Origin of the sequence: Bacteroides sp. AM16-13, assembly GCF_003602705.1 — a bacterium.
GTDB lineage: Bacteria > Bacteroidota > Bacteroidia > Bacteroidales > Bacteroidaceae > Bacteroides > Bacteroides xylanisolvens.
On sequence record NZ_QTLK01000008.1, the window covers coordinates 86,507 to 108,845 of the forward strand.

17 protein-coding genes and 1 riboswitch are annotated in these 22,339 nt (G+C 42.8%); of the genes, 9 read left to right on the plus strand and 8 right to left on the minus strand.

The window, feature by feature from the left end; translation table 11 throughout:
- Nucleotides 1-187: 187 nt before the first annotated feature.
- Nucleotides 188-2,251 (minus strand): tetratricopeptide repeat protein, encoded by a 2,064-nt coding sequence (locus DW173_RS08460; protein WP_120144297.1) that lies wholly within the window; start codon nucleotides 2,249-2,251, stop codon nucleotides 188-190.
- A 75-nt stretch (nucleotides 2,252-2,326) separates the two neighbouring features.
- On the opposite strand from DW173_RS08460, the gene DW173_RS08465 reads away from it, so the two are divergent.
- A complete protein-coding gene (locus DW173_RS08465) occupies nucleotides 2,327-3,271 on the plus strand; it encodes a DUF5106 domain-containing protein (protein WP_120144299.1) in 945 nt (314 codons plus the stop codon).
- A 75-nt stretch (nucleotides 3,272-3,346) separates the two neighbouring features.
- Here the strand turns inward: DW173_RS08465 and DW173_RS08470 are convergent, their stop codons facing one another.
- Nucleotides 3,347-3,511, minus strand: coding sequence for a hypothetical protein (locus DW173_RS08470; RefSeq protein ID WP_009039924.1), 165 nt, complete (start codon nucleotides 3,509-3,511; stop codon nucleotides 3,347-3,349).
- A 26-nt stretch (nucleotides 3,512-3,537) separates the two neighbouring features.
- Nucleotides 3,538-3,738, plus strand: a riboswitch (cobalamin riboswitch).
- Nucleotides 3,739-3,920: 182 nt separating this feature from the next.
- Between DW173_RS08470 and DW173_RS08475 the strand changes: the two genes are divergently transcribed.
- The 6 genes from DW173_RS08475 to DW173_RS08500 all read left to right on the plus strand — a co-directional run bounded on the left by DW173_RS08475 (nucleotide 3,921) and on the right by DW173_RS08500 (nucleotide 11,154).
- Nucleotides 3,921-5,963, plus strand: coding sequence for a TonB-dependent receptor plug domain-containing protein (locus tag DW173_RS08475; protein WP_120144301.1), 2,043 nt, complete (start codon nucleotides 3,921-3,923; stop codon nucleotides 5,961-5,963).
- A gap of 23 nt (nucleotides 5,964-5,986) precedes the next feature.
- A complete protein-coding gene (locus tag DW173_RS08480) occupies nucleotides 5,987-7,960 on the plus strand; it encodes a YncE family protein (RefSeq protein ID WP_120144303.1) in 1,974 nt (657 codons plus the stop codon).
- A 32-nt stretch (nucleotides 7,961-7,992) separates the two neighbouring features.
- Complete coding sequence (locus DW173_RS08485) at nucleotides 7,993-8,781, plus strand: DUF4465 domain-containing protein (protein WP_120144305.1); 789 nt, start codon at nucleotides 7,993-7,995, stop codon at nucleotides 8,779-8,781.
- Nucleotides 8,782-9,075: 294 nt separating this feature from the next.
- Nucleotides 9,076-10,449, plus strand: coding sequence for a tryptophanase (locus tag DW173_RS08490; protein ID WP_117809067.1), 1,374 nt, complete (start codon nucleotides 9,076-9,078; stop codon nucleotides 10,447-10,449).
- 169 nt (nucleotides 10,450-10,618) lie between these two features.
- Nucleotides 10,619-10,921: a GNAT family N-acetyltransferase gene (locus DW173_RS08495; RefSeq protein WP_004316210.1), complete on the plus strand. Its 303-nt coding sequence runs from the start codon at nucleotides 10,619-10,621 to the stop codon at nucleotides 10,919-10,921.
- Nucleotides 10,922-10,929: 8 nt separating this feature from the next.
- The gene (locus DW173_RS08500) at nucleotides 10,930-11,154 is read left to right on the plus strand and encodes a (4Fe-4S)-binding protein (protein ID WP_087321934.1); all 225 of its coding nucleotides are present in this window, start codon (nucleotides 10,930-10,932) and stop codon (nucleotides 11,152-11,154) included.
- A 179-nt stretch (nucleotides 11,155-11,333) separates the two neighbouring features.
- Here the strand turns inward: DW173_RS08500 and DW173_RS08505 are convergent, their stop codons facing one another.
- The 4 genes from DW173_RS08505 to mutY all read right to left on the minus strand — a co-directional run bounded on the left by DW173_RS08505 (nucleotide 11,334) and on the right by mutY (nucleotide 15,141).
- The gene (locus tag DW173_RS08505; protein ID WP_117809069.1) at nucleotides 11,334-11,966 is read right to left on the minus strand and encodes a 4'-phosphopantetheinyl transferase superfamily protein; all 633 of its coding nucleotides are present in this window, start codon (nucleotides 11,964-11,966) and stop codon (nucleotides 11,334-11,336) included.
- A gap of 43 nt (nucleotides 11,967-12,009) precedes the next feature.
- A complete protein-coding gene (locus tag DW173_RS08510) occupies nucleotides 12,010-13,362 on the minus strand; it encodes a gliding motility-associated protein GldE (protein ID WP_087318756.1) in 1,353 nt (450 codons plus the stop codon).
- Nucleotides 13,363-13,439: 77 nt separating this feature from the next.
- Nucleotides 13,440-13,919: a single-stranded DNA-binding protein gene (locus DW173_RS08515; RefSeq protein ID WP_009039928.1), complete on the minus strand. Its 480-nt coding sequence runs from the start codon at nucleotides 13,917-13,919 to the stop codon at nucleotides 13,440-13,442.
- A gap of 181 nt (nucleotides 13,920-14,100) precedes the next feature.
- The gene (mutY, locus tag DW173_RS08520) at nucleotides 14,101-15,141 is read right to left on the minus strand and encodes an A/G-specific adenine glycosylase (RefSeq protein WP_008644690.1); all 1,041 of its coding nucleotides are present in this window, start codon (nucleotides 15,139-15,141) and stop codon (nucleotides 14,101-14,103) included.
- A 211-nt stretch (nucleotides 15,142-15,352) separates the two neighbouring features.
- On the opposite strand from mutY, the gene DW173_RS08525 reads away from it, so the two are divergent.
- Together DW173_RS08525 and DW173_RS08530 are read left to right on the plus strand one after the other, a co-directional pair.
- The gene (locus tag DW173_RS08525; protein WP_004300646.1) at nucleotides 15,353-15,628 is read left to right on the plus strand and encodes an HU family DNA-binding protein; all 276 of its coding nucleotides are present in this window, start codon (nucleotides 15,353-15,355) and stop codon (nucleotides 15,626-15,628) included.
- A gap of 283 nt (nucleotides 15,629-15,911) precedes the next feature.
- Nucleotides 15,912-17,486 (plus strand): ribonuclease E/G, encoded by a 1,575-nt coding sequence (locus DW173_RS08530; protein WP_004316204.1) that lies wholly within the window; start codon nucleotides 15,912-15,914, stop codon nucleotides 17,484-17,486.
- Nucleotides 17,487-17,531: 45 nt separating this feature from the next.
- On the opposite strand, the gene DW173_RS08535 is transcribed toward DW173_RS08530, so the two are convergent.
- Together DW173_RS08535 and DW173_RS23790 are read right to left on the minus strand one after the other, a co-directional pair.
- Nucleotides 17,532-19,088 (minus strand): ATP-binding protein, encoded by a 1,557-nt coding sequence (locus DW173_RS08535; protein WP_004316203.1) that lies wholly within the window; start codon nucleotides 19,086-19,088, stop codon nucleotides 17,532-17,534.
- A gap of 567 nt (nucleotides 19,089-19,655) precedes the next feature.
- Nucleotides 19,656-22,280 carry a collagen-like protein gene (locus tag DW173_RS23790; RefSeq protein WP_233562124.1) on the minus strand — a complete coding sequence of 875 codons (2,625 nt, stop codon included), beginning with the start codon at nucleotides 22,278-22,280 and terminating at the stop codon, nucleotides 19,656-19,658.
- Between the last annotated feature and the right edge of the window lie 59 nt (nucleotides 22,281-22,339).

Sequence of the window (22,339 nt, forward strand, 5' to 3'; positions counted from 1 at the left end):
AGTCGATTAATAACTCCTTTTCTACCTCTCTGCCGAATAAAAACTTAAAGCCATAGTCGGTAAAGGGATTAATAAATCTTCCCATTATTAATGTATTGGTTGTGTATATTGACAACAAAGATAGACATTTTTTGTTTAATGATGAAAGTTCCGGATTAATATTGCTGAATGACTGGAAGAACCGATTCTATAAATCTTCCCCTGCCATAATGTGACGGATTTCCGCATCAGTGTCCGAACCTTCGGGCAGACCAAGCTTCACACGGATGCGGTATCGGGTTTTGGACACACTTGCCACGCTGATGCCGAGCGTCCGCGCCAGTTCTTCGTTGGATTGCTTGAGCAGAACCAACATACAAAACAGTTCCTCGCTACGTGTCACCGCCGGACAGGCTTCACGAAGATGCAGCAGCGCCGACGGGTAGACGGACAAAAAGGCGTTACGGAAATCCTCTTCTTCCTTACGGGTGAGCAAGTGGGATTGCAGGCTTTCCATCACGCTGTCAAGTTCGCACGTGTTGCGGTGGCGCGCCTGGATATCAGAAAGCTGGCGGATAAGGGAACGGTTGCGTTCGTACAAGTCCTGACGGGCGGCTATCAGTTCGTGAAGCCTGCTTTCCTGATCACGCAACCGTTCGTCAGCCCGCTCATGTTCCTGCGCCTCGAGCTGCCACCGGAGCCGCAGATTGCGGTGGCGCATCACCATCCAGCCGGCTATAAAAAAGACGAGTAGCAATGTACACACTCCGGCTATGAAATACACATGCAACAGGGTATCCTGAAGACGGACTTCGGCAGTCAGCAGACGATTCTCCTGTTCTTTCTTCTGTGTTTCGAAACGGATATTTGCCGATGCCAACTGGCGTATCTTGTCTTTGCGGGTCACCGAATCTCTCATCATCCGATATTCGGGAAAGACAGTAAGCATATCCACCGCCCGCCCCGTGTGGCGATAGCCTTCCATTAACAATTCCGCCGCTTCCGAAGCAGGGTGAAGCTCGGATATATCTTTCAACTCGCCAATAGATTTCCGAAGCAGGGGGATTGCCTCCAACCATTTACCGACGCGGACAAGGGTGGCACCGTAATAATAGTCATAATATGGCAGGCGATGACGGGGAACTTTACCTTCAAGTGCGGCAAAGCCTCTCAAAGCCACATTCACAGAATCGGGAAAGGCGGCAAGATAATACATCCGATCTATCTGCACCATCAAATGATAGTAGTCGTTCTTCGTCCGGTCAAAGCAACTGTCGGCCTGCGCAAGAACCAGGAGTGCGGAGTCGGGGCGATTCAGATTGTTGTGTATCTCCGCCTTCGCAATGAAGAAACGACCTATCAAGTTATTGTCAACTTCGGCACGTGCCGGCTCGCCCGTTCCTACGGCACAATAGCGAAACGCTTCATCATAGAGCCCGAGCAGGCGGTAGGCTTCCGTCAGAATCTCCGCCGCCACCAGCTTGCCGTGATAGCTGCCCGACTTCTCACATAGACGGATAGCTTCACGACAGAGGGAGATACTTTCTTCATACTTCCCCTGCTGAAGGTATATATCGGCAAGCCGCCCGATAGCTTGCGGATAAAGCCAATAGTTGCTTAGGCCCGAGCGTTCTGCCACTCGGCAGGCTCTACGGAAAGCGGACTCGGCACGAGTGCTGATAGTGTCGACACCCATATAGGTGATGCCTGCCGTAGCTGTACAAAATATCTCGCTCAACGGGTCGTTATTCTCATCTTTCAGTGCCATCGCTCGGTTGAGATAGTCCACCGCCTCCGCATGGCGGTCGAGCGCCATAAGCATCTGCGCCTTTACCACCCACAGTTCCCTGCGGCAATAACGGGAGACAACAGGGTGTTTCGCCCGCTCCAACGAATCAAAATACTGATAGCCGGACTCAAAGTTCATCATCAGATTGAAGTATATCATTAACCGGCGGAGAGATTCGGAAGATAAACGGCGCAATTCTTCGGTAGTGAGCACATCGTCCACCGGAAGCCGGAACACGGAATCTAGCGGCGGGAAAGCCAGCCTTTCCTTCTCCTCCTTAATCAAGCGGATACCACGCCCCAATGTACAAAGACTGTCGGCATAGAACGTGGGAGAAACGGCAGGATGTTCCCGCTGCATGTCAGAAGGTCGGTTGCAACTCCACACAGCCGTCAGCATAAAAAAAACGAAGAATATGTAGGTGGATTTAATCATAGATATGCATTGTATGTTTGTTTGCCGACACAAATATAGCATTTTCATTAAAACAGTGCATTTTCACACATAGTTTTTTTATCTTTGCTCACCGATAGTAAATTGAAAACAATTCAGCAAGTTATGAGAACAAATATAAATCTTATCCCAGTCTTCTGTATTCTACTGCTTTGCGCTTGCAAAAGCGGGAATGCATCCAGCCAAAACTCCAAAGAAGCTCCCAAAGATACCATCACCTCCTTTACGCTACCTGCCATCCCGCCAATGCTGACAGCACCCGAGCTACGGGCAGATTTCCTAGTAAAGCACTATTGGGATAACGTAAACTTTGCCGATACCAATTATGTCCATCATCCCGAAGTGACCGAACAAGCTTGGGCGGACTATTGTGATATACTGAACCATGTTCCATTGGAAACTGCACAGCAAGCTATGCAGAAAACAATCGAACGGACAAATGTGAATAAGAAAGTATTCACTTACATCACCGACTTGGCAGACAAATATCTGTACGACCCTAACTCCCCGATGCGTAACGAAGAGTTTTATATCCCTGTACTGGATGCCATATTGGCTTCTCCCGTACTGGAAGAAATAGAAAAGGTACGTCCCAAAGCCCGTCGCGAACTGGCTCAGAAAAACCGTATCGGAACCAAAGCACTGAATTTTAACTATACATTAGCTTCCGGCGCACAGGGTTCTCTTTATCAACAAAAATCGGACTATACCTTATTATTTATCAATAACCCGGGATGCCATGCCTGCACGGAGACAATCGAAGCATTAAAAAACGCCCCTATCATCAATCAACTTCTGGAACAAAAGAGACTAACAGTCCTCTCCATTTATCCCGACGAAGAGTTGGACGAATGGCGAAAACACCTAAATGAATTCCCCAAAGAATGGGTTAACGGATATGATAAGACCTTCGCTATCAAGGAACAACAACTGTATGACCTGAAAGCCATCCCTACCCTCTACCTCCTAAACAAGGATAAGACAGTACTTCTGAAAGATGCTCCCGCGCAAACCATCGAAGAATACCTGCTAATGAAAGGCGAACAATAAGCCCCCACGCCGCCCACACACGTGCCACGCCACACCGCCCACCCCGCATGGTCTCCCGGCCTCGTTTTTTCAGCGTCAAGCGCAGGTGTTTTCTTCGGCGTCAAAAAGGGCAGACTGTTTGAGCGTAGCGAGTTTCTGCCCTTTAGCCGAAGGAAGCACCGGAGTAGCTGAAAAAACGCAGCCTTGATCCTTTCTTTTTGGTTCTTTCTCTTTCGTATCAAGACGAAAGAAAAAGAACATCTCTTTGGAAAAAACAAATAAACTCCCTATCTTTGTCGCGCATTGGTTTGCGACTCCCATGCGGGGGAAGCAATTAAAAGGGAATCAGGTGCAAGTCCTGAACAGTCCCGCTGCTGTAAGTTCCATACAAGTTACAAGCAATTCACTCATTGCCACTGGAGACCAATCCGGGAAGGCGTTTGTAACAGGAATAAGTCAGAAGACCTACCATGCAAATAAGTTTCACTGCTTTCGAGGAAAAAGCGTTGAGTCTAATGAACCGGACAAGTCGTCTATCATTTCATTCATCACTCTGATTCAGAGAAAGTGTGTTAAAACAGATAAACTCTGCCAAGTTTATTTATGCGTGTCCGGTCGAAGGGATTTCGCCCGGACACTTTTAAACAACAACAGACTGAAAAAGGAATAAATGAAGAAAAGAACATTTAATAAAGTGATCTTTGTAGCATTCAGCTGCCAATTCTTATCCATACCACTTTTTGCACAACAGCAAAAGGTAGATACGACACATACATATTCTATTCCCGAAATAACAGTATCAGATATCTACCAGACCCGCGAAGTACGCTCAACCGCTCCCCTGCAAGTCTTCTCCAAAGACGCCCTGAAAAACCTGCACGCCCTGCAAGTCTCCGACGCGGTGAAACACTTTGCCGGAGTGACCGTAAAAGATTACGGAGGTATCGGCGGACTGAAAACAGTATCCATACGAAGCCTGGGAGCCCAACATACCGCTGTCGGCTATGACGGAATCACCCTGACCGACTGCCAAACCGGACAAATAGATATCGGGCGTTTCTCGCTCGACAACGTAGACCGCCTTTCTCTAAACAACGGACAAAGCGATAACATCTTCCAACCCGCCCTCTTCTTCGCGTCAGCAGGCATATTGAATATACAGACACTCACGCCGCTATTCACAAAAGGCAAAAAGACCAATATAGCCGGAGCTTTCAAAACCGGCTCCTGGGGATTAATCAATCCCTCCCTGCTACTGGAACAACAATTCAATAAGACATGGAGCATGTCAGCCAATGGCGAATGGATGTCCTCCGACGGACATTATCCATACACACTACATTATGGAAATGCGGCAGAAGACTTGTCCTCACGTGAAAAACGAAAGAATACAGACGTACAGACATTCCGTGCCGAAGCCGGACTTTACGGCAACTTCTCCGATAAAGAACAATGGCGGTTGAAAGCCTACTACTTTCAGTCCTCCCGGGGACTACCCAAAGCTACAACCTTCTATAACGACCATTCCACACAACACTTGTGGGATAAAAACACATTCATCCAAAGTCAATACAAGAAAGAATTCAGCCGGCAATGGGTGTTCCAAACCTCTGCCAAGTGGAATTGGAGCTATCAACGTTATCTGGACCCCGATACCAAGAACTCTTTAAAGAAAACAGAAAACAGCTATTACCAGCAGGAATATTACCTTTCCGCTTCTGTACTATACAGACTGTTGAGCAACCTCTCTTTCTCACTTTCCACAGATGGAAGCATCAACACCATGAACGCCGATCTAGCCAACTTTGTACACCCCACACGTTACTCATGGCTAACAGCATTCGCCGGAAAATACGTAAATGACTGGTTAACAATCTCCGCATCCGCATTGGCAACCGTTATCAATGAAGATGTGAAGAAAGGCGGTAGTGCCGGCAATCACCGTAAGCTAACCCCTTATGTAAGTGCCGCTTTCAAACCTTTCCGGCATGAAGAATTCCGTGTCCGCTTCTTCTATAAAGACATTTTCCGTCTGGCAAGTTTCAACGACTTATATTACGAAGAAGTAGGCAACACCCAACTAAAGCCGGAAAAGGCCAAACAATACAACATCGGACTGACATACAATAAAAATGTATGCCCGTTCCTACCCTATCTGTCAGTAACCGTTGACGCCTATTATAACAAGGTGACAGATAAAATCATCGCCTACCCTACCAAGAACCTTGCCGTATGGAGTATGAAGAACCTAGGTGAAGTTGACATCAAAGGCATTGATGCCACAGGAAGCCTGTCCCTCCAACCTTGGGATAAAATACGCATCAACCTCTCGGGTAACTACACATACCAACGAGCTTTAGATGTCACCCCGCCCGATCCGAACACGTATGAATCGACATACAAACATCAAATAGCCTACACTCCCCGCGTCTCCGCTTCGGGACAGGCAGGCGTCGAAACACCGTGGATCAATCTGTCTTATTCATTCCTTTTTTCCGGAAAACGCTATGCATTAGGACAAAACATTGCCGAAAACCGATTGGATAGTTATAGCGACCACAGCATTTCTGCAAACCGTGACTTTCAGATCAGAAAAATCACTACCTCTTTCAGCGTGGAAGTATTGAACCTGATGGATAAGAATTACGAGATTGTGAAATATTTCCCAATGCCCGGACGATCCGTAAGGGCGACAATAAGAATAAGATATTAACTATTATAAAGTAAGATATTGACGTGAAAAGGAAACTAATATATATATTCTCGTGCTGGCTGTCATCCATAATCTTATTCGTGGCATGTGATGATATGGAGGACAAACCCTTCACATCAGGCATTATAGGCGATCCGACAGAAACGGGTACTGCCGAATTATATGTATTATGCGAAGGACTGTTCAATCAGAACAATAGCTCGCTGGCACGTTTTTCTTTCGGCAACCAGCAAATGGTTCGTGACTATTTCAAAGCAGTCAACCGCCGGGGATTAGGAGACACTGCCAATGACATGGCCATCTACGGAAGCAAGATATATGTGATAGTCAATATCTCCAGTACGGTAGAAGTGATAGACTTTCGTACGGGAAGCTCATTGAAACAGATTCAAATGCTGGCAGAAAACGGAAGTTCCCGTCAACCACGCTACATCGCTTTTCACAAAGAAAAGGCATACGTATGTTCATACGATGGAACCGTTGCACGTATAGACACAACCTCCCTATCCATAGAAGCTATCACATCAGTGGGACGCAACCCCGACGGTATTTGTGTACAAAACGAAAAGTTATATATTTCCAATTCCGGCGGGTTGGACTATTCATCAGGACTGGGGGTAGACAACACGGTATCTGTTGTCGATATTGCCACATTTAAAGAAAGTAGCAAACTAACAGTAGGTCCGAATCCCGGTAAAATAGTAGCAGGTCCGGACGAAACCGTTTATGTTGCCACCCGTGGCGAAGATGTAGAAGCCGGCGATTATAACTTCGTCAAGATAGACTGCCGGACAAACAAAGTTACTCAATCTAACGAGAAAGTACAAAACTTTGCCATCGATGGAGAGATTGCTTATCTATACAATTACAATTATAACACGCAGACCTCTTCTATCAAGATGTTCAATCTGAAAACAGAAGAGACAATCCGTGAGAATTTCATAACTGACGGAACAGTGATAAAAACGCCATACGGCATCAACATCAATCCTTACAGCAACAATGTATATATCACCGAAGCCCGTGATTACACCACCTATGGAGACTTACTTTGTTTCAACCAACAAGGACAACTCATGTTCCGTCTGAACAACATCGGACTTAATCCGAATACAATTGCATTCAGTGACAAAGCCTCACAAAGCGATATTGATGACAACGATGATGATAAGGAAAATCCTCTGGCTTTCGCCAATAAAGTATGGGAATATCGCCCTGCGCCCGGACAGTTTATCAACACTACCACTTCAGCATATAAGGAGGGCTTTACTTATGATGATATACTAGAAGAAGCAACCCGCAGAATCCAGCAGAAATCACTCCTTACATTGGGAGGATTCGGCGGTTACATTGTTTTAGGATTCCCACAATCCATTCCGAATGTAACAGGAGAGTATGACTTCAAGATAAAAGGCAATGCCTACTACAACTCCAAAACCGGAACAGGAGCATTGGGCGGAAGTGCAGAACCGGGAATCGTATTTGTATCTAAAGATGTAAATGGCAATGGAAAGCCTGACGATGAGTGGTATGAATTGAAAGGAAGCGAATACGGGAAAGACACAGAAACACGCGGATATGAGATAACCTATCACCGCCCGAATCCAGCCAACCTAAAAGTTTTTTGGAAAGACAATCAAGGCAACGAAGGATATATCTTCCGCAACAGCTTCCATAACCAAGAATCATATTATCCACTTTGGATAGAAAGTGATGAAATCACATTCCAGGGAACACGTCTAAAAGATAATGCCGTTTTAGAGAACGGATTATGGGTAGGATATTGCTATCCGTGGGGATATGCAGACAACCATCCTAACAGCAAGGAAGGAAGTAATTTCAAGATAGATTGGGCTGTGGATAGTAATGGCAGTCCGGTAGACTTGGATCAAATAGACTTCGTGAAGATTATGACCGCAGTCAATCAGGATGCAGGACAAATGGGTGAAATATCAACCGAAGTTACCACCATTGAGAACTTACATTTCAAGAAATAATCAATAATTAATAACTAAAATCAGAAAAGAACATGAAGAAATTATCTTTATTATTACTGTTATCAGTATTTGTATTTTGTGGCTGTAGCGATGATGACGATACAAAAACATACGTGCTTAGCCTGCCCAATTACGAAACTCATACACTTGATATGGGCGACACTAAAAATCCAGTAGAACATTGGTCATCAAGTTATAATGGAATTACAACAAACTATTATCATACTATTCTTACTGACGATAGTAAACTTTTTGAGTTTGATTGTACTTCATCTGACAATTATGGATTTGGTTCTGATGGATTCGCATTTACTAACTGTACAGTCGATAATTGCAAGGATTTTGAAATGTATGATTATCGTGCTGTCACCAAAAAAGGAGTTACTAATAACACATACGTCATTGTTGGAGCCGGTGGATATGGTATAAACTCTGATCTCAACAAGGAAGTTTCAATCCGATTTAAAGACCACGATAATCCCAATGAACTGGAAGACTATAGAGTAAAAGGATTGTATGTTACAAACAGTGTTATTGCATATAACAGCATGAAAGAAGGAACAGGATATTATGGTGAAGAAGAAATATTCGGAAGCAACGACTCATTCAAACTCATCATCTACAATTATGATAAAACAATGCATGTAGACTGCTATTTGGCAGAAGGAACTAATCTCCTCAATCAATGGAAGTGGGTAGATTTAACCTCATTAGGAGAAACTAAAGGATTAAAATTCTCACTAGAATCGACAAAAAAAGATGAATATGGTCTACTGACTCCAACCTATTTCTGTCTTGACGGTATCACTATCGAAGACTAAATAAACAATTGTCCGATTGAGATTGACATCAATTAATTTATATATTCCAAATCAACCCATGGGTTGCCGATAATCTAATATATAAATCATATTCAATCGACCGCATAATTTTAAAGAACCGGATATTCTTTTAAGAAATCCGGCTCTCTTTCTATCTACTCACTACATTTTGATATATTACCAGCCCATAGAGAAGTAAACCCAATAACTCTCACTAACAAAAAGATACCATATATTTGTTAATCACACAAATTTTATCTACATTCGTCGTTCAAAACTATTAAATCTACGACAATGGAATTACCTTTTGCTGAATCATGGAAAATAAAGATGGTAGAACCCATCCGGAAAAGCACACGTGAAGAACGCGAGCAATGGATTAAAGAAGCACATTATAATGTCTTTCAACTCAAATCAGAACAAGTTTATATCGATCTCATCACCGATTCCGGAACCGGAGCGATGAGCGACCGTCAATGGGCGGGAATGATGCTAGGCGATGAAAGTTACGCCGGAGCAACCTCTTTCTTTAAGTTGAAAGAGATGATTACGAAACTGACAGGATTTGAATATATCATACCTACCCATCAAGGACGTGCCGCAGAAAATGTGCTTTTCTCTTATCTCGTGCATGAAGGAGACATTGTACCCGGCAACTCACATTTTGACACCACCAAAGGACACATCGAAGGACGCCATGCCACCGCATTAGACTGCACTATCGATGCAGCAAAACATACCCAACTGGAAATCCCGTTCAAAGGAAATGTAGACCCTGATAAATTGCAGAAAGCCCTGACAGAATATGCAGAACGAATTCCTTTTATCATCGTAACCATCACCAACAATACAGCCGGAGGACAACCCGTATCCATGCAAAACCTGCATGAAGTACGTGCCATTGCTGACAAATACGGCAAACCCGTACTTTTCGACTCTGCACGCTTTGCTGAAAACGCCTATTTTATCAAAATGCGCGAAGAAGGCTATCAAGACAAAACCATCAAAGAAATCACACGGGAAATGTTCTCTCTAGCCGATGGCATGACAATGAGTGCCAAGAAAGACGGAATCGTCAATATGGGTGGATTTATCGCCACACGACGTTCAGACTGGTATGAAGGCGCAAAAGGTTTCTGCGTACAATACGAAGGCTATCTCACCTATGGAGGAATGAACGGACGGGATATGAACGCTCTTGCCATCGGCTTGGATGAAAACACCGAATTCGACAATCTCGAAACACGTATCAAGCAAGTGGAATACCTGGCAAAGAAACTGGATGAATACGGAATCCCTTACCAACGACCGGCCGGAGGCCACGCCATCTTCATTGATGCACCTAAAGTACTGACGCACGTTCCCAAAGAAGAATTCCCGGCACAGACGCTGACCATAGAACTTTATCTGGAAGCCGGTATCCGCGGATGTGAGATCGGTTATATCCTCGCCGACCGTGATCCGGTGACTCATGAAAATCGTTTTAACGGTCTTGATTTACTCCGCCTCGCCATTCCCCGCAGAGTATATACAGACAATCATATGAATGTAATAGCCGCCGCTCTCAAAAATGTATATGAACGTAGAGAAAGCATCACTCACGGAGTGCGTATCGCCTGGGAAGCGCCTTTAATGAGACATTTCACAGTTCAATTGGAAAGATTATAAACTTAGAAAAAATAACAAATATCAGTTGAAGAAGTAATAGAAAGGGATCGAAAAGACCAGTGCCAGTATGAACGGGCAATACTTTCTCCATTAACAAGAATAATTGTTTGCATAAAACAAAAGTGTTTCCCAAGTGTTTATATTATAATCGAACTTAATACGTAAAATTATGGCAGAAGATTATAAATTAATAGACAACGAAGAAAAACATCGATATGAATTTCAGATCGATGGCAAAATAGCCGAAATAGACTATATCAAATCAAACAATGGAGAAATATACCTTGTACATACGGAAGTACCCGCCTCATTAGGCGGCAAGGGAGTGGGCTCACAACTAGCAGAAAAAGCACTGACAGACATTGAACGACAAGGTTTACGCCTAGTACCGCTTTGCCCGTTTGTAGCCGGATATATTCACAAACATCCGGAATGGAAGCGCATTGTAATGCGTGGTATTCATATTAAATAAATACAGATATGGAAAAGAAAATAGAATACACCAATGGTGAACTGACCATTGTATGGAAACCGGAATTATGCCAGCATGCCGGAATATGTGTAAAGATGCTACCCAATGTCTATCATCCTAAAGAAAGACCCTGGGTGCAAATAGAAAATGCGACAACGGAAGAATTAATTACACAAATCAGTAAATGTCCGTCAGGAGCATTGAGCTACCGACTTAACAAAAAAGAGAAGTAAACCAACCATAAAAGAACCCGTCTGAAAAGCCGTGAGTTCATAAAATCATGAGGGCGTCCGAATATAAAGTGAACCCCGAAAGTTAAAGTCAAACTTTCGGGGTTCACTTTATTATGTCAAGACATCACACATTACAAAGAAAAGAGAAACAGGTAGAGGCACTTCATTTCCTCCCCCATTCAACTCAATGTCCATGTCAGTACAAAGTCCGGGCAGATACGATAACCGACAGAGTAAAGTTCTTGCTGCTCCGTCGCCAACTCCTGAACCTGAAACGTTCCTTGCTCTTGAGGAATAAAATGCGTCAAACGGAGTTTACGAAGGTCAGCGTCAGCGTTTTCCATCCGCTTAAAAACAGCTTCTTTTGCCGACCAATGCAATAACAGTCCCCAAGTCATATCTCCCTGATAAGGTTCCGTTTGTTCGTCAGAACGGATATACCTATCGGATACCTTGTGAACGCGTTGAGCATATTGCTCAATATCAATGCCTGCCGGAGTGAAAGAAGCAAGCATCACAGCTACATAACCTTTCGTATGAGAAATACTGATGAAAAAAGAATGATCCGTCAGATACGGTTTTCCTTCGGGAGAATAACCGATTTCCTTATCCTCCTGCAACATGGCATACAACAAAACACGAACGGACAACCATTCCATCTTACGGCGTTCGGAGACAAAACGATTCAAATCCTGTTCACAGAAAACTCTGCGCGCATCCGGCAAAAGAGCCAACAGAACCTCCAAAGACTCTTCCATCTTCCAGACAGCCCACTGTATATCATCCGTCTTATGTTGCAGAAATAACGCCATCTTACGTTTGCTTGATTATGCTTTCAAAATTATGATTCCAAGATTATTCCTTCTCTTCCGAGCCTTCCATATCCTTCGGCAGAATTGTAAACTTCACTTTCAGGATACGACGACTATCCATTTCGAGCACTTCAAACTCATAATGGTGATAAGTCACTTTCTCATGCAATGCCGGGAATTCACCTTTAATTTCGAGCAGCATACCCGCCAATGTATCCGCATCTCCCACCACCTTTTCAAACTCGTCTTCGTCTACTTTCGCAATCTTATAGAAATCCGTCAACTGCGTCTTCGCTTCAAATATCCAGGTATGGTCATTCAAGACCACGTATGTACGTTCTTCATCATCATATTCATCATGAATCTCACCCACAATCTCTTCAATAATGTCTTCCATCGTCACCAGTCCGGAAGTTCCTCCAAACTCATCCACAACAATGGCAATATGAATCTTATTCGCCTGGAAGTCACGCAACAGATCATCAATCATCTTTGTTTCCGGCACAAAATAAGCCGGACGGATCAATGACTGCCAACGGAAATTATCCCCCTTGTTGACATGAGGCAGCAAGTCTTTAATATACAATACCCCCTTGATATTATCCCGCGAACCGGAATAGATAGGAATACGCGAATAAGCATTTTCAATGATACATTGCATCACCTCCTTGAAAGAGGTACGGATATCCAGATCGACCATATCCAGACGTGATGTCATCACCTCCTTCACAGTTTCACCGCCGAAACGGATAATACCCTCCAAGATATTATTCTCTTCAGAGAGTTCCGCTTTATCTGTCAGCTCCAATGCGTGCGACAGTTCGTCGACAGAAATATTATGGCTCTTCTTTACAAAATGTTTATTCAGAAAAGTAGTTGAACGTACAAGCACAGTAGCCACCGGACGGAACAGCTTTTCCAGAAAGTAAATCCCCGGTGCCGAAAAACGGCAAAAAGCCAAAGTCTTCTGTGCCGAATAGATTTTGGGCATGATTTCGCCGAACAACAACAATAGAAAAGTCAGGATGACGGTCAGTATCAAGAACTCTGCCAATGGAGAATGAAAAACAAATACATTCATAAAGAAGAAGTTGCAGAGCATGATAATGGTTACATTCACAAAGTTGTTCGTAATCAATATCGTTGCCAGGAGGCGTTCTGAATCCCCCAACAGGGCACTTATTTTTTCATCGGAAGGATGATTCTGTTCATCAATATCATTCCGATCGGAAGGAGTAAGTGAGAAAAAAGCTATTTCGGAAGCCGAAGCAAAGCCGGAAGCAAGCAGGAGTACACCTGCCAATACTATGGCAATAATAGCAGAGATAGAAGGAGTGTTTACGGTAATACCGTTGAAAATGTCAGCCAATTGGCTTAAATAACCATCTGAGTCCAAAGAGTCTATATTTTAATTAAACAAAAGATAATGTGCCAAGAAGCTCGCGAAAACCTATTGGCACACTATCACATTATCTAGAACGGCAAATCATCTGCCGGATTATCTTGTGCGGGTTGTGCCTGCGACTGCTGCGCTTGTTGCGGCTGGCCGGCAACCGATTGTTGCTGTTGCCCCGTAGTCGGTTGTCCGGAAGCAGAAGCTCCTGCACCCGGATTAGCTCCTTTCGGAGACAGCATTTCCATATTATCCACATAAATTTCGGTGATATAACGCATAGCACCCGACTGGTCGCTATAAGAACGTGTTCTTATCTTTCCTTCCAGATACAGTTTGTCACCTTTGTGCACATACTTATCCACAATCTCCGCCAAACGGTTGGATGCAACGATATTATGCCACTCTGTTCTTTCGGGAATCTGGGTTCCATTAGCCAACGTATATCCACGATCCGTTGTAGCCAACGGGAAAGTTGCTACTGCCGAACCTGTATCGAAGTATTTTACCCGAGGATCTTGTCCTACGTTTCCTATCAATATCACTCTATTTACTGACATATCTGTATCAAGTTTATGATTCTTAAAATTAAATCTGCTGCCAAAATTAAACAGAATAACAATAGGATGCAAGATTTTAAGTATAAAATCAAGTATTAAGTTTTAAGTATTAAGTATTAGGCTGCGCCATAAACTGCATGGGTAATACTCAATACTTATTACTTAATACTTATTCTAATGCTTATTCTAATGCTTGTAGCAAGTCTTGTACTAATTTAGAAACAGCGTATTGCTCCAGTTCGTCCACCCTTATTTTCAGGAAATCACTGAAAGAAGTCAAATTTTCAGACAAGGTCACTTCATATAGATTAGCATAGATAACCCGGTGAGACAATACATGCTTCACCTCCCTGCAAACCGAACGTACCACCGGTACTTCCCCCGGCGCAAAGAGTGCACGAAATTCCGGTAAAGTCAAAAAATCTTCTTCCGAAAGAGCCGTCGGAGTTTCTATCAAGGGCAGTTCGAACAGATTTTTCCAAATATCATTGCCCGTCCGTTTATTTATAAAGGTATACGCGCCCGCACGTACATAAATATAATTAAAGTAACGGTTCGTTGTCTTTGTTTTGTGTTGCTTCACCGGAAGTTTTGCCACCAAGCCTTTCGAAAGTGCCGAGCAACTGCCCACCAACGGACAGAACAAACAATCAGGCGACTGCGGAGTGCACTGAATCGCCCCGAAATCCATTATTCCCTGATTGTAAACAGCCGGATGCTTCTTATCCAGCATCTCATCCGCCAATGCTGCAAAGAGCTTTTTTCCTTCTGTCGAATCAATCGGAGTATCGATGCCGAAATAACGGGAAAGCACCCGGTACACATTACCGTCCACTACCGCATAAGGCATACCGTAAGCAAACGAACAGATCGCTGCCGCTGTATACTCCCCCACTCCTTTCAGAGCCAGCACTTCCGGATACGTTTCCGGGAAAACCCCATTCATGCTTTTGGCGGCGGCATGAAGATTGCGGGCACGTGAGTAATATCCCAGTCCTTGCCAGTATTTCATCACTTCATCCTCCTCCGCAGCGGCTAAAGTCCGCACATCGGGAAAACGTTTGATAAAACGAAGAAAATAATCATACCCCTGCGCCACCCGCGTCTGTTGAAGAATGATCTCCGAAATCCAGATCAGATACGGATCGGCAGACTCCCTCCAGGGCAGTTCACGTTTATTCTCTTTATACCACTCTACAATCGTTTTAGTAAACTCGTTCATATCCTCGTTCCTAGTGTATTATCTAACATTTATCTTGCCTATCCTATCCAAAAGGCACACAAAAGTAACTCTTTTGGTTCTAAGAAAACCCTATGCCACTATTTTTTTAGAAAAATGTGCAGAATATATTTTTTTAGGAGCTTAAAAAGCTATATATTTGCAGTCCAAAAAATTAGCAATAACATAGTAATAATATTTTTTTTAAGGAAAAATGACTAAAGCAGATATTGTAAACGAGATTACAAAGAAAACTGGAATTGATAAGCAGACAGTTCTTACAACAGTTGAGGCATTTATGGATGCAGTAAAGGATTCATTGTCTAACGATGAGAACGTATACTTGCGTGGGTTTGGTAGTTTCGTAGTAAAGAAAAGAGCACAAAAGACTGCTCGTAACATTTCTAAAAATACTACGATCATTATTCCGGAGCACAACATTCCGGCTTTCAAACCGGCTAAGACATTTACAATTTCAGTAAAGAAATAATAAACAAGAGTATTAACCCATAAAATGTGAAGCTATGCCAAGCGGAAAAAAGAAAAAAAGACATAAAATGTCTACGCACAAGCGTAAAAAAAGACTAAGAAAGAACAGACATAAAAGCAAAAAATAATTTTTAAGTCTGGATCACACAGAAATAAAGAACAAACTTGCGAAGCTAATGTCTTTCAAGTTTGTTCTTTGTTTAAGTAGCTAACCCAAAATGAACAATTTGTCAAAAAAGTTGTTCATATAAATGAGATTCAATCAATAATAAGGAAACAAAACAGTGACAAGTGAACTAGTAGTTGACGTACAGCCCAAAGAGGTCTCCATCGCCCTTCTCGAAGATAAGAGCCTGGTGGAACTTCAAAGCGAAGGAAGAAATATTTCTTTCTCTGTGGGCAATATGTATTTGGGACGTATCAAGAAATTGATGCCCGGACTGAATGCATGCTTTGTAGACGTTGGTTACGAGAAAGACGCTTTCCTTCATTATCTGGACTTGGGTCCTCAATTTAACTCACTCGAAAAGTTTGTAAAGCAGACTTTAAGCGACAAAAAGAAGCTGACCTCCATCAGCAAAGCAACCCTGCTTCCCGATCTTGACAAGGATGGAACAGTATCCAACACCCTCAAGGTAGGACAAGAAGTAGTGGTGCAAATCGTTAAGGAACCGATCTCCACTAAGGGACCGCGACTGACGTCCGAAATTTCGTTTGCCGGACGCTATCTCGTACTGATCCCTTTTAATGACAAGGTTTCTGTTTCACAAAAAATTAAATCGAGCGAAGAACGCGCCCGCCTGAAACAATTGCTGATGAGCATCAAGCCGAAAAACTTCGGTGTCATCGTCCGCACGGTAGCCGAAGGCAAACGCGTAGCCGAACTCGACGGAGAGCTTAAAGTCCTGGTTAAGCATTGGGAAGATGCGATGGTAAAAGTACAAAAAGCCACCAAGTATCCGACGTTGATTTATGAAGAAACCAGCCGCGCCGTAGGTTTGTTGCGCGACCTCTTCAACCCTTCTTTTGAGAATATTCACGTCAACGACGAGGCTGTGTACAATGAAATTAAAGACTATGTATCACTGATTGCGCCCGACCGGGCTAATATCGTGAAACTGTACAAAGGTCAACTTCCCATTTACGACAATTTCGGTATCACCAAGCAGATTAAATCATCGTTTGGTAAAACAATCTCTTACAAGAGTGGTGCCTATCTGATTATTGAGCACACTGAGGCGCTTCACGTAGTAGACGTGAACAGCGGTAACCGCACCAAGAATGCCAACGGGCAGGAAGGTAACGCACTCGAAGTAAACCTGGGAGCCGCCGACGAGCTGGCCCGCCAATTGCGATTAAGAGATATGGGTGGTATCATTGTCGTGGACTTCATCGATATGAATGAAGCCGAAAACCGTCAGAAGCTTTATGAACGAATGTGTGCCAATATGCAGAAAGACAGGGCACGGCATAATATTCTGCCGCTTAGCAAATTCGGGCTAATGCAGATTACACGCCAACGTGTGCGTCCGGCAATGGACGTCAACACGACCGAAACCTGCCCCACTTGCTTCGGCAAAGGCACTATCAAGTCGTCCATTCTTTTTACGGACACTTTGGAGAGTAAAATTGATTACCTAGTCAATAAACTGAAGGTTAAGAAATTCTCGTTACACGTCCATCCGTATGTTGCCGCTTATATCAATCAGGGACTCGTTTCCCTGAAACGGAAGTGGCAAATGAAATACGGATTCGGTATCAAGATTATTCCAAGTCAAAAACTCGCATTTCTGCAATATGTGTTCTATGATACACATGGAGAGGAAATCGATATGAAGGAAGAAATCGAAATCAAATAAACAGAAAAGGCGGCCCGGTCAAAACGAGCCGCCTTTTTGTTTTATCTATTTTTCTTCAACTATCCATTTTTCAATATTACGGGTTTCCGCACTGAAATTTACTCCTATTTTAAAGAGTTTCCGTTCATCCATCTCGAAAGGAAGAGCGTAATGCTTGTCATTTATCTGCTGCAATGCTTCTTCTGCCGTACCGTTCAGTTTAAATTCCATGATATAGATGAATTTGTCTGTCTGCAAGACAAGGTCGATGCGTCCTTCGCTTGTATGATATTCCACTTTGGCATAGAAGCCGACCAGTTTAAAAACGATGAAAAGCACGTTCTCGTAATGCAATTCCTGATCGCGAATCACTTCGTAGGTGGTATCTGCAAAGAAGCTTTGCAAGCGACGGAAGAAAGAACTGTAATCGCCGGAACGTACTTCACGAACAAATTTCTGAATTTCAAACGGAGATTCTACCTTATTTACATTCGCATAATAAGGAAGCAGGAAACGGACAAATCCTTCTTCTACTTCACGATTCGGGAAACCTAACCGATACATTCCAAATTCTTCATCATACCCTTTAATGGTGAGGTAGCCACTCTGATAAATCACCGGAATGGGATTAGTAGATTCAGAGTCTATGCTATTCAATACTTGGGCGTCGGTTTCTTCATGCGTCATCCGCTCCAAGTCATAATGATGTTTTTGCAGCAATTTCACCAGATAGGTCGGTGTGCCCGTTTCAAACCAATAGCTGCCGAAATCCTTACGTTTGAAAGCATTAAGCAAACTGAACGGATTGTACATACCAATAGAATTGTGCGTAAAATGGTAACCGTCATAGCACTCTCTCAACTCTTCACAAAGTTTATCATACGTTATTCCGCGCGCAGCAGCAAATTCATGAAGCTCTGTTTCCAAATTGTTGTGGATTTCACGCTCGCTAATGCCACAGATTTCGACATACTCATTCCACATGGATATATCATCCAAGTTGTTCAAGTCACTAAACACACTGACTTTGCCAAACTTTGTCACACCGGTAAGGAATGCAAACTTGATGCAACCGTCCATTGTTTTAAGCGCTCCATAAAAAGGCTTTAATGTATTCCGAAATTGCTTTTGCAATTCTTCATTACCGATGGCTTGCAACATGGGTTTGTCATATTCATCGACAAGAATAACCACACGTTGCCCCGCCAACTTACAAGCGCGCTCTATGATACCGGCAAAACGCAAGGAAAACGAACGTTCGGACGGCTCGGCACCATATAGTTTTTCCCATGCTGTCAGCGATTTATCAAGTATATTATCCAGACTTTCGGATGTATCATATTTCTCGATATTAAGGTCCAGATGCAGTATAGGATATTTGATCCAGTCCTTTTCCAGTTTTTCCACAGCCAGCCCTTCAAACAGTTCTTTCTTTCCTTGAAAATAGGCCTCTAAGGTGGAGACGAGCAGACTCTTTCCGAAACGGCGCGGACGACTCAAGAAGTAATAACTTCCGGTCTTTACCATTTGATACATCAGTGCTGTCTTATCAATATAGAAATAACCGTCATTACGAATTTTTTCGAAATTCTGAATACCGATCGGATAAATTTTATGGCTCATATTCTCTTCTTTTATTAATCAATGCCTTTCTTGCAAAGATATATATTTTTAATAGAAATCTTTGTCATGGCAGGTTAAAAGATTCTTTTCAATCATTCATTCTGCACATTTCCCCGGAAACTTAGGGACGATAAAATAAGGGGATAATGACTGCACAAAATTACGAAAAGCCCGGACTTTCGCAAGCTCGGGCTTTCTGTATCTTGAGGACGTCTCCTTTACCTATAGGGAAATGGGCGACTAGCAATTGATTCTAGTACAACAAAAAAAGACGTCCCAAGAGTAAAGATAAAAGGGATGCCAGTAGGAAATGTGGGGAGGCATCCCTTTTCTAATAGAAGAACAAAGATGGAAGGATGGACTTTCACAAGCTGTGTCTCTTCGCTTTGTCACTTCTCAACATATAATCTTCACACTTCGGTGAAGAAGGGTTTCATATTTATGGAGAGAACGCACTTCAACAAGCACGGGCTCTCCTATTATGTTATATCATTCTAGAGATAGCTCCCACCTCTGCCAGAGGCAAATATAGAGGAGCTATCTAATAGAACATTAAAGGATTTCAAATTAATCCGCAAAGAGAGCAGTAGGGAATGTTACTGTCTTCACCACAGGTGCAGGAGATGTTGCGCTCCAGCTGATTGAAGGAGTAATAGTAACTGTCACTACCAAATCTTTCACAAGACCCTTCAAGGCCTTACCAGCATCTGTTAATATCAATTTCTGTCCAGTAGAATCAAACTTGAAGTTAGTTTTGTCACTTAGTTCTACCTTAATAGAATATCCATAAAGAGCAAGAACAGCGTCAGCGGTAGTCAAAGTACCAGTGTCATAAGTGTTATTATCTGCAGTCGGCCACATTGCCTTGCCTTTTCTGTCTTTCCATACAATGTCACCTAATACATCAATCTCTGAATCTATGGTTTCAGCTGTATACGCTGTTGTGATACCTTTTTTAGCGTCCGTTGCACCAAATTCCGATTTAAGCAATTCTGATAATGAGATGAATTGAATCTTTTGGTTAGCAATTGAAGCAGGTTCAGTAGCATCGTTAGGCTGACAATTTACATCTACAGAGAATGCCATATTGTCTTTAGCGTGAGCCATGTCTACTGTGAACTTATCGTTAGCTACACTTCCTACATGATCGTCACCATTCTTGTCAACATCATACGTAATGCTGTTGTATATACCTGAAGTAACTCCGCCAGTAATAGCGTTCCATGTAGTAAAGATTGAGCCCATTTCTCTTTCGAGACTGATGCTCTGAATCTTATCAGCATTCTTAGTTTCATTAATCAGAAGAGACACCTTGCCATCTTCAGTCCACATACCTGAAGTTTTTGTAAATACAGGCGTCTTATAATCAACAGTTACCGGTAATTTGAATACAATTTGCTTCGTTGCGTCAACGTCAACTGTCAATACGGCTTCCATAGTACCCTTGTATGCAGCGGTTACTGTCAGTTTCAGGTTATCATATTTAGTATCACCAGAAGCAATACCACTAAACTTCACTTTATCTCCATCGTTAGCCGTGGCAGTTGAGCTAGCAAGTTTAGCAGTAGTAATAGCGTCTTTGATTGCCTTAATATTAGCTGCTGACACAGCAATGTCGGATTTTTCTGATTTATTCCAAACTACCGTCTGTGCTGCCAAAGATTTTGTTTCTATTTGCTTGAAGGTGACAGTCAGTTTAGCCGGAGCAGAGGAGCCACCGACGCTAGAATAATCAATGCCCTCATGAGTTTCTCCATCAAAAGGAATACCATTTGTAGTTATATAGCAGACTTCAACCTTTGCTTCTTGCCCTTTGGTAGAAGTGATGGTTTGTTTGCCGGCTTCGTTCGTCCCCAATGTTACACCTTCAGGAGCATCGGCTGCCAACTTATAATAATATGCATAGACTGTACTCAAATCCATAGGAGTGGTGGTAGCTGCAGCTGCCAAGTCATCCAAAACCTGTACCTCACCAACTTTTGCGGACACTGCTGCATCTACCAGTTTAGTAGCACTTGTAACTGCTTCCGGTTTGATTTTAACATCATAAGCAGAGATTATTTCATTGTTCCATGCGTCTTTTGTACAGAATGCGTATGCTTCATCTGCAGGAAGGGCAGTTTCCAAATTCAAGCCATCTTTTAGTGTAACAGTAAGGTCGTAAACACCACGATTCACTTTGGCTTCGGTAGCACGTGTCAATGGTTTTGCAGTTTTATTTTGTTCAATCTTAGAGATAACAAAATTAGCTTCATTTTGAGAATTCATCAAATAGATTTGATATTTGCTATCAGTAAAGTCAGGACCTACTGGATTAATCAACGCATTCAACACGCCGGAATTAGTTATTAACAGGTCATTTTTCTTAAATTCTTTTTTCTCATCCTCCATACCAAAAGTGAAATCAGCTTTGCATTGAGCATAACTTAATTTAAGTTCCTTTGTTCCGCCTGCAGTGATTTTACCATTCTCAATAGTCACTCCTTCAAGGCTACTAATCAAAGCTGCAGTAGGCAGAATAGTTGTTAATTCTGTTCCAGTAGTTTTATCTTTTACATGTAGAGTAAAGCTAGGTAATCCCTCATTCTGTACAGCATAAACAGTGGCTGACGAATAATCACCTTTCACCCATTTATCTGTAGCGTCATCATAGAAATACCAATAATCTTTTTCAAATTCACCTGTTCCATCACCAATAAAAGGAGATTTTCCGGCAGGACCAGCAGGACCTTCGGGACCAACAGGACCGATAGGACCTTCGGGGCCAACAGGACCGACAGGACCTTCGGGACCAACAGGACCAACAGAACCTTCGGGGCCAACAGGACCAACAGGACCAGTAGCACCGGTCTCACCCTTTTCACCTCGTGCCGGTTTCCCAGTATCAACACCGTCTATAAACCAGTTTCCATTTTCTCCAATTTCAACGACAGATCCATCTTTACCATTCACAATAGAATATTTATTTCCATTGTTGAAAGTAATTTCAAATCCACCAGTGATACTTTTAATGTCTGTTACCCAATTACCTGCATTCACTTTTGCTTGCAGTTCAGCAAGACCTGCCGCATTGGCATCAATCTGCGTTTGCAGATTGTCGATGTCATCATCATAGTCTTTACAGCCTACATAAGTGACAGTAGCAAGCGTCAATGCCCCGAAAAGCATTACCCTAACAAAATTTTTCTTCATAACTACTTAAAAATTACATTAATAATATATTATTAAACACTAAGTTTCAATAATAGACC